This window comes from Streptomyces sp. NPDC006529 (assembly GCF_040611795.1).
GTDB lineage: Bacteria > Actinomycetota > Actinomycetes > Streptomycetales > Streptomycetaceae > Streptomyces.
Window position 1 is genome coordinate 206,243 of sequence record NZ_JBEXPB010000002.1, and the last position, 13,089, is coordinate 219,331.

A 13,089-nucleotide genomic window follows, 5' to 3' on the forward strand; every position below is an offset into this window, starting at 1 on the left:
CGCCCCCGACCCGACCGCCCGCACCCCGGAGCCCCGGAGCCCGCCATGACCATCGCCACCATCGGCCCGCCGCACACCGAACGCGCCACCGACTACCGCACGCTCACCGACCTGCTCGCCGGGTCCGTCGCGCGCTTCCCCGAGCACACCGCGCTGTCGGCCGACGGGATCTCGTACACCTACCGCCTCCTGGACGGCTGGGCGAACGCCATCGCCGCGCTGCTGGAGCGCCGGGGCGTGGGCACCGGTGACCGGGTGGCGCTGCGGCTGCCGCCCGGCGCCACGGCCATCGCCGCGATGATCGGCGTGATGAAGGCGGGGGCCGCCTACGTGCCGCTGGACGTGCGCAACCCGCCCGCCCGCAACGAGTTCATCGTCACCGACAGCGCCGTGGCCGCCTTCCTCGGCGACCCCGACGGCTGCCCCACCGGCGCCGTCCCGGTCGTCCCCGAGGCCGACCTCGCCGCCCTGCTGGACGGACCGGCCGTCGCCCCGCCCGCCGGGCCCGGGCCCGCCCCGCACGACACCGCCTACATCATCTACACCTCCGGAACCACCGGCCGCCCCAAGGGCGTCCTGGTCCCGCACGGCGCCGCGGCCGTCCTGCTGGCCAGCGCGGACGGGCCCTTCGCCTTCAACGAGCGCGACAGCTGGCTGCTGTTCCACTCCATCTCCTTCGACTTCTCCGTCTGGGAGATCTGGGGACCGCTGTCCACCGGCGCCCGCTGCGTGGTGCTGCCCGCCGGCGTCGCCCGCTCGCCCGAGGCCACCCTGCGCTTCGTCGAGCAGGAGGGCATCACCGTCCTGAACCAGACGCCGACCGCCTTCGGCGCGCTCACCACCATCGTGCTGCGCGAGGACACCGCCCTGCCCGCCCTGCGCTACGTCATCTTCGGCGGCGAGAAGCTCACCCCCGAGACGGTCCGCCCCTGGTCCAAGCGGTTCGGGCTGTCCCAGCCGGCCCTGGTCAACATGTACGGGGTCACCGAGGCCGCCGTCCTCAGCACCTACCACCCGGTCACCGAGGAGGACCTCGACCGCGACGACCTGCCCGTGGGCATCCTGCTCTCCGGCACCGCCCGCGTGGTCACCGAGGACGGCCGCGACGCCGCCCCCGGCGAGGAGGGCGAGCTGTGGCTGGCCGGGCCGCAGGTCGCAGACGGCTACCTCGGCCGCCCCGAGCTGACCGCCGAACGCTTCCCGACGGTGGACGGCGTCCGCTACTACCGCAGCGGCGACCTCGTCAGCCGCCGCCACGACGACCGGTTCGTCTACCGCGGCCGCGCCGACCTCCAGGTCAAGCTGCGCGGCCACCGCATCGAACTCAGCGACATCGAACTCGCCGTCCAGGCCCACCCCGCCGTCACCGACGCCGTGGTCTGGGTGCACGCCTTCAAGCCCGGCGACGACCGGCTCGCCTGCGCCTACCTCGTCGCCGAGGGCGCCGAGGACCCCCGGGCCCGCACCCTGCGCGCCCACGTCCGCGACCTGCTGCCGTCGTACATGCACCCGTCCGTCTACCAGGCGCTGCCGCTGGCCTACCTGCCGCGCACCGTCAACGGAAAGGTCAACCGGGCCGAGGTGGCCCGCATCTGGGAAGAGCAGAGGAGCCAGTCCGCATGAGCATCCCCCAGCACCACACGACCGCCGCCGCACTGCCCGAGGAGGTCCGCGAGGCCACCCGCGCCTGGGTGGCCGAGCTGCTCGAAGAGCCCGACGTCACCCTGGAGGACACCTTCCTCGAACTGGGCGGCCACTCCGCCCTCGCCCTCCAGCTCGGCCGGTACGCCCACGAGCGCTTCGGCATCGAGTACGACCTGCTGGTCCTCTTCGAGCGCCCGCTCGGCGAGGCCGCCGACGAGCTGACCGAGCGGATCGCCCGGATCACCGCCGCCGACGCGGAAGCCGCCTGAGGCCGCCGTGACCGACATCGGCATCGTCTCCTTCGGCTACGCGTTCGGGGAGGACCAGAGTGTCGCGAGCGCCGCCGCGGACTACGTCAGCGACCCCGAGCGGGTCGTGAAGTGGGGCTACCACACCTTCCACCGCGCACCCGACGGCGTCACCGGCACCGACCTCTCGCGCGACGCCGCCGAACGGGCCCTCTCCCGCGCCGGGATCAGCGCCGACGCCCTCGACCTGGTCGTCGTCGCGATCACCGACATGCCCGAGTACTCCTACTGGGACAGCGCCTCCGCACTGGCCCGCGAACTGAAGATCGGCCGCACCCAGACCCTGCTGCTGCAGGAAGGGTGCGGGTCCGGGGTCAACGGCCTCTTCTACGTCGCCTCCACCTTCGCCCTGCAACCCGAGGCGGAGTACGCCCTGTTCGTCGTCGTCAACCGGGTCAGCGAGTTCCACCGCAACCGGATGAACGTCATCAACACCGTGCTGTCCGACGCCGCCGTCGCCGTCGTCGTGCGGCGCGGCCACACCGCCAACCGGTGGCTGGCGAGCGAGCAGTTCACCGACCCCGAGTACAGCGACCTGCTGCGCCTGGACTTCGGCGGCGCCGTCACCCCGCTGCCCCCCGTCGGCTGGACCAGCGCCGACGCGCCCTCCGCCTACGACCAGGTGCGCGAGCAGTTCGGCGGCAACCCCGCCGCCCTGCGCACCTTCATCGGGGAGCGCTACACCCGCCTGGTGGAGGTCGTCGAGGGCGCCTGCCGCCGGGCCGGCGTCGCCCGCACCGACATCGACCACGTCATCTACCTCAACGACGTCCCCTCCAGCATCGCCGCCGTCGCCGGACCGCTCGGCATCCCGCTGGAACGCACCAACGCGGCCATCGCCCCCGGCCACGGCCACATGGGCGGCGCCGACCAGCTGATCTCGCTCGGTCTCCAGGTGGAGAGCGGCGAACTGAACCCCGGCGACCTGGTGGCCCTCTGCGGGATCTCCACCGGCCGCTGGTGCGCCACCTTGATCCGCGTCTAGCCGCGTCCTGCACCAGCACGCCCGGTCACCCGGGCCACCAGACCAGCGCGTACGCCGGCGGGGCCGTCCATTCCCCCGTGCCGGGCCCCGCCGGCGTACCCGCTGCCCTGCCCGAAGGAGACCACCGTGCCCGCGCCCGCCCACCCGATCCTGGACCTTCCGTACGACGTGCAGCCCGATCCGGACGAGTTCCTCCAGGCCGCGATGGAATGGCACTTCAACCCGGAGACCGGATCGCCGTTCTGGCTGCGGCGGGCCGAGACCCTCGACTTCGACCCGCGCCGCGACATCAAGTCCCACGCGGACCTGAGCCTCTTCCCCAACGTCACCGGCGAGCTGCGCCACGTGCGCGCCGAGGACCTCATCCCGCGCGGCTACGGCTCCGACGCCGACGTCGTCGGCGTCTTCGAGAGCGGCGGCACCACCGGCGCCCCCAAGCGGGTGGTCCTGACCCGCGACTGGCTGGAGCGCATGGTGGCGTGGTCCAACGCCAACATCGACGCCCACGGCTTCCCGCGCGGCGCGAACTGGCTCGGCCTGGTCCCCACCGGCCCGCACATCGTCGGCGAGTTCTTCCACCGCTCCGCCACCACCCACGGCGCCCGCGGCTTCACCATCGACCTCGACCCCCGCTGGGTGAAGAAGCTCATCGCCCAGGGCCGCGGCGCCGACGCCGGGGCCTACGCCCTGCACCTGCTGGAACAGGCCGAGTTCGTCCTGCGCTCCCAGGACATCGGCGTCCTGACCATCACCCCGTCCGTCCTGGAACGGCTGGCCGGCCGCGAGGACCTCGTCGAACTGGTGAACCACAAGGTCAAGGCGATCCGCTGGGGCGGCACCCAGCTCGACCCCGACTCCCGCCACCTCTACAAGACGGAGATCTTCCCCAACGTCGCGTTCTGCGGGAACTACGGCAGCACCATGATCCTCGGCTTCGCGGGCGAGCGGGCCGGCCTGCCCGACGACGAACCCTGCGTCTTCGACCCGCTCAGCCCCTACGTCACCTTCTCCGTCGTCGACCCCGGCACCCGCGAACCCGTCCCCTACGGCGAGCGCGGCCAGGTCCTGGTCAGCCACGTCAGCAAGGGCTTCCTGCTCCCCAACAACCTGGAGCGCGACCTCGCCACCCGCCTCCCCGCGGCCGGCGCCCTCGTCGGGGACGCCGTCGCCGACATCGCCCCCGTCGCCACCTTCGAGGACGAGCCCGTCATCGAAGGGGTGTACTAGTGAGCACCGTCCCGCGCCTCGACGCGCTCGGCCCGCGCGGCCCCTTCCGCGCCCGCAAGCGGCTCTCCGTCACCGACGTCTGCGGCGCCCCGGCCGCCGAACTCAGCCTGGTCCCCGCCCTGTTCGTCGACCGCGCCGCCAAAGCCCTGCACCGGGCCCGGCCCCTCGACGCCGACGCCCGCGTCGCCGCCGTGCTGCGCGCCGCCCACCTCTTCGCCACCGCCGAACTCGACGGCCGGACCATCGACGCCCACGAGCGCGCCGTCAGCCGCGTCGGCGGCGTCCCGCTCCCCGTCGTACGGGCCACCACCACCGCCATCGCCGCCCGCCTCACCCGCGTCTACGACAGCCTCGCCCAGGCCCGTCCGGCCGGCGCCGCCGAGGACTGGCGCTCCCCGCTCACCCGCACCGGCCGCGCCGTGTGGACCCGCCGCGGCGAGACCTTCGGGGTCCTCGCCGCCGGGAACCACCCCGGCACCCACAGCCTGTGGCCCGAGGCCCTGGCCCTGGGCTACCGGGTCGCCGTCCGCCCCTCCCGCCGCGAACCCTTCACCCCACACCGGCTGGTCACCGCCCTGCGCGCGGCAGGCTTCGGCGACGACCACATCGTGCTGCTGCCCACCGACCACGCCGAGGCCGACACCCTCGTACGGGCCGTGGACCGCGCCCTGGTCTACGGCGGCGAGGACGTCATCCGCAAATACGCCGGAAACCCGGCCGTCCACCTCCAGGGCCCCGGCCGCAGCAAGATCCTCATCACCGCCGACACCGATTGGAGCGAGCACCTCGACACCGTCGTCGCCTCCGTCGCCGGACACGGCGGCACCGGCTGCGTCAACACCACCACCGTCCTGGTCGAAGGCGCGGACGCCGCCACCGCGCTGGCCGAGCAGCTCGCCGAACGCCTCGCCGTCCTCCCCGCCCTGCCCCCCGAGGACGACAAGGCGGTGCTGCCCGTCCAGCCGCTCGACAGCGCCCTCGCGATCGAGCGCTACCTGCTCTCCCACACCGGGGGCGCCAGGGCCTGGCTCGGCGGCGACGGCATCGCCGAGGAACTGGGCGACGGCAGCGCCGCCCTGCGCCCCGCCGTCCACCAGCTGGAGCGTGCCGACGCACCGCAGGCCGGCATCGAACTCCCCTTCCCCTGCGTGTGGGTGGCCCCCTGGGACCCCGCCGACGGCATCGGACCGCTGCGCGGCAGCCTCGTCGTCACCGCGCTCACCCGCGACGAACGCCTCCTCGACGACCTCGTCGCGGAGCCCTCCATCGGCAATGTCCACGCCGGCGACCACCCCACGTACTGGATGGGCCCCGGCCTCCCGCACGACGGCTACCTCGCCGAATTCCTCATGCGCAGCAAGACCGTCATCCGCGACTGAAAGGAGCGGCCATGTGTACCAGGTGCGGACTCTCCGACGTCGGCTGGAACATCCCCTCCGCGTGATCCGCGGCCCGAACAGAAGGATCAGCCATGCAGCACAGCCACGCCCAGATCTGCATTGTCGGGGCAGGCCCCCGCGGCCTGTCCGTCCTGGAGCGGATCTGCGCACAGGAGCGCAAGTCCCCGGCGCACGACGCCCTGACCGTCCACATCGTCGACCCCGCCCCGCCCGGCGCCGGGAACGTGTGGCGCACCGCCCAGCCCCGCCACCTGCTCATGAACACGGTCGCCTCGCAGATCACCCTCTTCACCGACGACAGCGTGCGCATCGAGGGCCCCATCGAGGAGGGCCCCAGCCTCTACGCGTGGGCCCGCCGCCTGGACCCCTCCGACCCGGGGCACGAGGAGCGCTACGGCGCCCAGACCCTCGCCGAGGCCCGCGAGCTGGGCCCCGACACCTACCCCACCCGCGCCTTCTACGGCCACTACCTCCAGTGGGCCTTCGAGGAGGCCCTCGACGCGGCCCCCGCCCACGTGGACATCCAGGTCCACCGCACCCGCGCCATCGCCCTCCACGACTCCGAGACCCCCGGCGGCGCCCAGTCCGTCGAACTCGCCGACGGGGTCCGCCTGTCGGGCCTGTCCGCGGTCGTCCTCGCCCAGGGCCACCTGCCCGCCAAGCTCACCCCCGAGGAGCAGCGGCTCTCCGACTTCGCCACCGAGTACGGACTCTCGTACACCGGCCCGTCCAACCCCGCCGACACCGACCTGACCGCGATCACCCCCGGCCGTCCCGTCCTGATGCGCGGCCTCGGCCTCAACTTCTTCGACTACATGGCGCTGTTCACCCTCGGCCGCGGCGGCTTCTTCGAGCGCAGAGCGGACGGCCGCCTCGTCTACCGGCCCTCCGGCCTGGAGCCCAAGATGTACGCCGGGTCCCGCCGGGGCATCCCCTACCAGGCGCGCGGCGAGAACGAGAAGGGCCCCGACGGCCGCTACGCCCCCCGCCTGCTGACCATCGCCCGCGTCGACGCGATGCGCGCCGCCGCCAAGGACGGCGACTGGATCCACTTCGGCATCCACATCTGGCCGCTGATCCAGAAGGAGGTCCAGAGCGTCTACTACGAGCGCCTGCTGGCCAACCGCGGCGAGGAACCCGCCGCCGTCGCCTCCTTCATCGACCGCTACCTCGCCGCACCCGACGAGGACGCCGAAGACCTCCTGTTGCTCGAAGCGGGCGTCGAGGAGGGCCAGCGCTGGAACTGGGAGACGCTCTCGCGCCCCTACGGCGATCTGCGCTTCACCGGCCGCGACGACTTCCGCCGCTGGATGCTCGCCTACCTGCTGCGCGACGCCCACGAAGCGCGCCAGGGCAACGTCAGCGGCCCCCTCAAGGCGGCCCTGGACGTGCTGCGCGACCTGCGCAACGAGATCCGCATCGCCGTCGACCACGGCGGCCTCGAAGCCACCTCGCACCGCGACGAGCTCGAAGGCTGGTACACCCCGCTCAACGGCTTCCTCTCCATCGGCCCGCCCGTCTCCCGCATCGACGAACTCATCGCGCTGGCCTCCGCGGGCATCGTCGAGTTCACCGGCCCCGGCCTGCGCGTCACGGCCGACCCCGACGGCCCCGACGGCCCCGCCTTCGTGGCCACCGCCACCGGCGTCGACGCCCCCGACATCCGGACGACCGCCCTCATCGAGGCCCGGCTGCCCCACCCCGACCTGCGCCGCACCACCGACGCGCTGCTCGTCCAGCTGCTGGAGAGCGGCCAGTGCCGCCCCTACCAGATCCGCGGCGCCTGCGGCATCGAGTACGAGACCGGCGGCCTGGCCGTCTCCGAGCGGCCCTACCGCCTCGTCGACGCAGAAGGCCGCGAACACCCGCGCCGCTTCGCCTACGGCGTCCCCACCGAATCCGTGCACTGGGTCACCGCCGCCGGCATCCGCCCCGGCGTCGGCTCCGTCACCCTGGAGGACTCCGACGCCATCGCGCACGCGGCCCTGGCCCTCCCGGCCGTCACCGCGCCGCTCGCGAACGCCTCCGGCGGCTCCGGAGCGGAGGCCCGGCCGTGACCCCGCCCCGCCCGGGAGCCGCCACCGGGGCCGACACCGACGTCGGACTGCTCTCCCCGGTACGGGCCGGCACCCCCGCCGAGGCCACCACCTCGGACACCGCCTGGCTCCAGGCCATGCTGGACGCCGAAGCCGCCCTCGCCCGGGCGCAGGCCCGCCTCGGCACGGTCCCTCCGGACGCCGCCGCGGCGATCACCGCAGCCGCCCGGGCAGACCGCTTCGACGCCCGCGCCCTGGCCCTGGCCGCCCGGGAGACCGCCAACCCCGTCGTGGGCCTGGTCGCCGCCCTCACCGCGCACCTCGACGGCGGGAGCGCCGCCGAGTACGTCCACCGCGGCTCCACCAGCCAGGACATCCTCGACACCGCCATGATGCTGGTCGCCGCCCGCACCCTGGTCCCGCTCCGCGCCGACCTGCTGCGCACCGCCGACGCGCTGGGCCGCCTCGCCGCCGCCCACCGCGACACCGTCATCGCGGGCCGCACCCTGGCCCTGCACGCCGTGCCCACCACCTTCGGGCTGAAAGCGGCGGGCTGGCGGCACGGGCTGCTCGACTCCGTGCGGCGCGTCGACCGGCTGCTCGACGGGGGGCTGCCCGTGTCCCTCGGCGGCGCCGCGGGCACCCTCGGCGGCTACCTGGAGTACGCCCGTACCGCCGCCGCGCACAGCGGCGCCGGCCTCGACACCGAGGCGTTCCACGAGCGCCTCACCGACGCCTTCGCCGCCGAGACCGGCCTCGCCGCGCCCCTGCTGCCCTGGCACGCGCTGCGCACGCCCGTCGCCGACCTCGGCGCCGTGCTCGCCCACACCACCGGCACCCTCGGCAAGTTCGCCGCCGACGTGCTGCTGCTCACCCGCACCGAGTCCGCCGAGGCCGCCGAACCAGCTCCCGCGGGCCGCGGTGCCTCCTCCGCCATGCCCCACAAGCGCAACCCCGTCCTGGCCACCCTGATCCGCTCGGCGGCCCTCACCGTCCCCGCCCTGGCCGCCGTCCTCGCCCAGGCGCTCGTCTCGGAGGAAGAGCGCTCCGCCGGCGTCTGGCACAGCGAATGGCACGCCCTGCGCGAATGCCTGCGGCTCGCGGGCGGCGCCGCCCACACCGCCGTCGAGCTCGCCGAGGGCCTCGAACCCGACCCCGCACGGATGCGCGCCAACCTCGCCCTCACCGGCAGCGGCGTCGTCACCGAGCGGCTCGCCGCCGTCCTCGCCCCGCACCTGGGCAAGGCGGCAGCCCGCCGGCTGCTCACCGAGGCCACGGCCTCGGCGCGCGCCACCGGCACCCCCCTGTCCGCCACCCTGTCCGACCTGCTGACCGAGACCCTGTCGGGCACCACCGACCTGACCCCGGAGCACCTGCGCGACCTGCTGGAACCCGCCCAATACACCGGGGTGGCCGGTCCGTTGACCGACCGGGCCCTGAAGCGAGGAGCGAGTACACGATGATCACTGCCCCCAGCGGGACACTCCATTCGGCTCAGCAGCCGGACTGGCCCGACCCCCGGATCCTCGCCACCGTCACCGACCGGCTCGCCGGACTGCCGGCCCTCGTGCCGCTGTCGGAAGCCGACGCCCTGCGCGAGCGGCTGGCCGCCGCCGCCCGCGGGGAGGCACTCCTGCTCCAGGGCGGCCACTGCGCGGAGGAGTTCGGACCCCGCGCCCTCGGCGAGGCCGAGAGCACGGTCACCACCCTGCGCCAGATGGCGGAGATCGTCTCCTACGGCGCCGCCGTGCCCGTCGTACCGCTCGGCCGGATGGCCGGGCAGTACGCCAAGCCGCGCTCCAGCCCCACCGAGACCCGCGGAGGCGTCGAACTCCCCGCCTACCGCGGCGACTCCGTCAACGGCCTCGGCTTCACCGCCGCCGACCGCGCGCCCGACCCCTGGCGGATGGAGACCGCCTACCGCACCGCCGCCCGCACCCTGGAACGCATCCGGCAGCTGCCCGGCTCCGACGACGACCTCATCGGCCCCGACGGCCTCGCCGAAGGCACCGCCGGAGCGCCCTTCCACGTCAGCCACGAGGCCCTGCTCCTCGACTACGAGACCCCGCTCGTGCGCACCGACCCCGCCAGCGGCCGCCGCTACGCGGGCTCCGGCCACCTCGTGTGGATCGGCGAGCGGACCCGCCAGCTCGACGGCGGCCACGTCGCCTTCGCCGCCTCCGTCGCCAACCCCATCGGGGTCAAGGTCGGTCCGACGGCGAACGCCGACGAACTCCTGGCCCTCACCGACATCATCGACCCCGACCGCGAGCCGGGCCGCCTCACCTTCATCACCCGCATGGGCGCCGACCGCATCCACGACGTCCTGCCCGCCCTGGTGGAGAAGGTCACCGCGTCCGGCGCGGACGTGCTGTGGGTGTGCGACCCGATGCACGGCAACACCCAGGTCGCCCCCGGCGGCCTCAAGACCCGCAGCCTCGGCGACATCACCGCCGAGATCCGGGCGTTCGTCGAAATCCACCGCTCGCTCGGCACGCACCCGGGCGGCCTGCACCTGGAACTCACCGGCAGCCACGTCACCGAATGCGTCGGCGGCACGGACCCGGTCACCCTCGACGACCTCGACCGCAACTACACCACCGCCTGCGACCCGCGCCTCAACCGCGGCCAGGCACTCGACATGGCCTTTCTGGCCGCCGACCTGTGGAGGCCCGCGCGATGAGCACCAACCACGTGAACGAGCACGTCCCGCCGCTGTCGGAAAGACCCGCAGCCTTCCTGCTCACCGGATCCTTCCTGGCCATCTGCCGGGCCCCGCGCTACCTGAGCGAACTCACCGCGCGCGGACTCAAGATCCTCGTCATCACCCCGTCCGCGTGGCGGGAGCAGGCCCTGGCCGGCCTGAGCGAGCCCGGTCACCCCGCCGCCGACATCGCCGACATCGCCTTCGTGGACGGCTCCGTCGACCGCGAGGGTTCCTTCACCCCCGGGGTCATCGCCGCCGTCCGCGCCTGGGAGTCCACGTACGAGATCATCGGCGCCTACGCGGCGGGCGAGACCCTCGTCGAGCCCACCGGCCTGATCGCCGACGCCCTCGACCTGCCGGGACCTGGCCTGCGCGCCACCCGGGTCTGCCGCAGCAAGTACCTCCAGCGGTTCCACCTGGGCGAGTTCAACCCGGCATCCGTGGTCCTGCCGCCCGGCGCCCGGGAAGGCTTCGACCCCTCGTCCCTGCCTTTCCCCGTCGTGGTCAAGCCCGCCACCCGGCACTCCAGCTCGGGCGTCGCGACCGCCGCCGACGCGGCGCAGCTCACCGAACTGCTCGCCGGGTACCCGGAACACGAGACGATCCTGGTCGAGGAGCGGGTCTCCGGGCAGGAGTTCTCCGTCGAGGCCCTGGTCCAGCACGGCAAGATCGTCTTCGAGTCGGTCACCGTCAAGCGGACCACCGACTCCCACGCCGACACCTTCGTCGAGCTGTCCCACACCGTCTCCAGCGCCGTCGGCCTGGAACGCAGCACCCTCCTCAAGGCCAACCGCTGCACCATGAAGCTGCTGGACTTCAAGGACGGCATGACCCACTCCGAATGGCGCCTGGACGCCAACGGCCGCCCCAAGCTGATGGAGGTCGCCGCCCGCACCCCCGGCGACGGCCTGACCGTTCTCTACCACCTGGCCACCGGCCGCCCGCTGGAGCCGGAGATCATCAAGATCGCCCTCGGTGAGCCCGCCGAATACCCCAAGCCCATCCGGCACGCCCGCCAGGTCTACCTCGAACACGACCCCGGCATCCTCGACGAGATCAGCGTCGACTGGCCCGGCACCGTCGTCGAATGGGCGGGCGAGGGCGACCTGTGGCCCGAGGTGCCGGTCGGCCGCCCGAACGACCCGCCGACCCTGCGCGCGGTCTTCGCACAGAAGGAGAAGGGCTCCGAGGTCGGCCCGCTGCTCAGTTCCGAGGACCGGGTCGCGAACTTCTTCATCGACGCCCCCACCGGCGTCGCCCTCGACGCCCTGGAAGCCCGCGTCCGGGCCGCCATCACCATCCGCACCTCGCCCGCCGGGCCCGCGCCGGAGGCGGTGGCCGGGGCGTGACGTACACCGCACCAGGGCCGGACACCGGGACCCCCGACGCCCCGGACACGGCCGCCGGACCCCGCGCGGCCGTGCCCCCGGCCGCGCGGGCCTCGGTACGCGCGACCTTCACCGAAGCACCGCTCGCCGTGAAGACCCTGCTCGCCGGGGTGTTCATCAACCGGCTCGGCGGGTTCCTCAACATCTTCCTCGTCCTCTACCTGACCTCGCTCGGGCACACCCCGGGCCGGGCCACCCTCGCGCTGGGCGCCTACGGCGCGGGCACCGTCCTCGGCGTGCTCATCGGCGGCTCGCTCTCCGCGCGCCTCGGCGCCCGCAACACCACCGCCGTCAGCATGGCCGGCTCGGCCGCGCTCACCGCGGCCCTGCTCTACCTCACCGACTACGGCGCCCTGCTGGCCGTGGTCGTCCTCGCCGGGCTGGCCGGGCAGATGTTCCGGCCGGCCTCGGCGGCCCTGCTCTCCGAACTCGCGGGCCCCGAGCGCCAGGTCATGGTCTTCGCCATGTACCGCTTCGGGCTGAACCTCGGAGCGATGGCCGCGCCGCTCGTCGGCTTCGGCCTCTTCCGGCTCGGCCACGACTCCTACGACCTGCTCTTCTGGGGCGAGGCGCTGATCGCCCTGGCCTTCGCCGTACTGGCCTGGCGCACCCTGCCCGCGGGCCGGGCGGCGGCCCAGGACCCCTCGGCGCAGGACTCCTTGGCCAAGGGGCACTTGGTCAAGGACCCGGCCGGGGGCTACCTGGCGGTCCTGCGCGACCGCCGCTTCACCCTCTACCTGCTCGCCACCGTCCTGCACACCGCCGTCTACACCCAGTACCTGTCCACGCTGCCGCTCGACGTGGCCGCGGCCGGACTGGGCCTCGTCTGGTACACCGCCGCCGTGTCCCTCAACGGCCTGCTCGTCATCGCCTTCGAGCTGCTGCTCACCAAGGTCACCCAGGACTGGCCGGTACGGGTCACCATCGGCCTGGCCTTCGCCCTGCTGGGCGCCGGAGTCGCGCTGTACGGGCTCCCGATGGGCCCGGCCGTCATCGTCATCGCCACGCTCGTCTGGACCCTGGGCGAGATCATCGGCGGGCCCGCGATCTTCTCGTACCCGGCGGTGATCGCACCCGCACCCCTCAAGAGCCACTACCTCGGCAGCTTCCACTTCGCCTTCGGCCTGGGCTCCGCCCTCGGCCCGGTGGCGGGCGGATGGCTGTTCGCCGCCCTCGGCCACTCCTTCTGGTACGCCGTCGGCGCGATCTCCCTCCTGGCCACCGTGCTGGCGCTGCTCGCGCTGCGCGGCGCCCCGGCGACACCGGGGCCGGGGGAGGAGTGAGCACGGACGCACCACGGGCCGCGCGGGGATGCTGCATCCCCGCGCGGCCCTGCCCGTATGTCCCGGCGCCCCACCCGCCCGTCCCTCCGTCACGAGAGTCATCACGAGAGG

Annotated in this window: 10 protein-coding genes; all 10 read left to right on the top strand. The window is 73.9% G+C overall.

Going from position 1 to position 13,089, the window contains the following annotated elements; genetic code table 11:
- Positions 1 to 45 precede the first annotated feature (45 nt).
- The 10 genes from ABZY31_RS02890 (at position 46) to ABZY31_RS02935 (ending at position 12,978) form a co-directional block, all read left to right on the top strand.
- Complete coding sequence (locus ABZY31_RS02890; RefSeq protein ID WP_356404128.1) at positions 46 to 1,623, top strand: amino acid adenylation domain-containing protein; 1,578 nt, start codon at positions 46 to 48, stop codon at positions 1,621 to 1,623.
- Positions 1,620 to 1,913 carry a phosphopantetheine-binding protein gene (locus tag ABZY31_RS02895; RefSeq protein ID WP_356404130.1) on the top strand — a complete coding sequence of 98 codons (294 nt, stop codon included), beginning with the start codon at positions 1,620 to 1,622 and terminating at the stop codon, positions 1,911 to 1,913. Before ABZY31_RS02890 ends, ABZY31_RS02895 begins: the two co-directional genes overlap by 4 nt.
- Before the next feature lie 7 nt (positions 1,914 to 1,920).
- On the top strand, positions 1,921 to 2,937 hold the full coding sequence (locus tag ABZY31_RS02900) for a 3-oxoacyl-[acyl-carrier-protein] synthase III C-terminal domain-containing protein (protein ID WP_356404132.1): 1,017 nt from the start codon (positions 1,921 to 1,923) through the stop codon (positions 2,935 to 2,937).
- A 126-nt stretch (positions 2,938 to 3,063) separates the two neighbouring features.
- Positions 3,064 to 4,164, top strand: a complete 1,101-nt coding sequence (locus tag ABZY31_RS02905) for an AMP-binding protein (RefSeq protein ID WP_356404134.1) — start codon at positions 3,064 to 3,066, stop codon at positions 4,162 to 4,164.
- Positions 4,164 to 5,543, top strand: coding sequence for an aldehyde dehydrogenase family protein (locus ABZY31_RS02910; protein ID WP_356404136.1), 1,380 nt, complete (start codon positions 4,164 to 4,166; stop codon positions 5,541 to 5,543). The genes ABZY31_RS02905 and ABZY31_RS02910 overlap by 1 nt, the downstream gene beginning before the upstream one ends.
- Positions 5,544 to 5,635: 92 nt before the next feature.
- Positions 5,636 to 7,621 (top strand): FAD/NAD(P)-binding protein, encoded by a 1,986-nt coding sequence (locus tag ABZY31_RS02915; protein ID WP_356404138.1) that lies wholly within the window; start codon positions 5,636 to 5,638, stop codon positions 7,619 to 7,621.
- Entirely contained in the window at positions 7,618 to 9,063 is a 1,446-nt protein-coding gene (locus ABZY31_RS02920; protein ID WP_356404140.1) for a lyase family protein, read from the top strand. The genes ABZY31_RS02915 and ABZY31_RS02920 overlap by 4 nt, the downstream gene beginning before the upstream one ends.
- Positions 9,060 to 10,283 carry a 3-deoxy-7-phosphoheptulonate synthase class II gene (locus tag ABZY31_RS02925; protein ID WP_356404142.1) on the top strand — a complete coding sequence of 408 codons (1,224 nt, stop codon included), beginning with the start codon at positions 9,060 to 9,062 and terminating at the stop codon, positions 10,281 to 10,283. The genes ABZY31_RS02920 and ABZY31_RS02925 overlap by 4 nt, the downstream gene beginning before the upstream one ends.
- The gene (locus ABZY31_RS02930) at positions 10,280 to 11,656 is read left to right on the top strand and encodes an ATP-grasp domain-containing protein (RefSeq protein WP_356404143.1); all 1,377 of its coding nucleotides are present in this window, start codon (positions 10,280 to 10,282) and stop codon (positions 11,654 to 11,656) included. The genes ABZY31_RS02925 and ABZY31_RS02930 overlap by 4 nt, the downstream gene beginning before the upstream one ends.
- Positions 11,653 to 12,978 carry an MFS transporter gene (locus ABZY31_RS02935; RefSeq protein ID WP_356404145.1) on the top strand — a complete coding sequence of 442 codons (1,326 nt, stop codon included), beginning with the start codon at positions 11,653 to 11,655 and terminating at the stop codon, positions 12,976 to 12,978. The genes ABZY31_RS02930 and ABZY31_RS02935 overlap by 4 nt, the downstream gene beginning before the upstream one ends.
- Positions 12,979 to 13,089: the final 111 nt, after the last annotated feature.

What these genes read in the sequence shown, in the direction of transcription:
- ABZY31_RS02930 (WP_356404143.1), top strand. Translation starts at nt 10,280, where the DNA reads ATGAGCACCAACCACGTGAACGAGCACGTCCCGCCGCTGTCGGAAAGA.
- ABZY31_RS02890 (WP_356404128.1), top strand. Translation starts at nt 46, where the DNA reads ATGACCATCGCCACCATCGGCCCGCCGCACACCGAACGCGCCACCGAC.
- ABZY31_RS02895 (WP_356404130.1), top strand. Translation starts at nt 1,620, where the DNA reads ATGAGCATCCCCCAGCACCACACGACCGCCGCCGCACTGCCCGAGGAG.
- ABZY31_RS02915 (WP_356404138.1), top strand. Translation starts at nt 5,636, where the DNA reads ATGCAGCACAGCCACGCCCAGATCTGCATTGTCGGGGCAGGCCCCCGC.
- ABZY31_RS02925 (WP_356404142.1), top strand. Translation starts at nt 9,060, where the DNA reads ATGATCACTGCCCCCAGCGGGACACTCCATTCGGCTCAGCAGCCGGAC.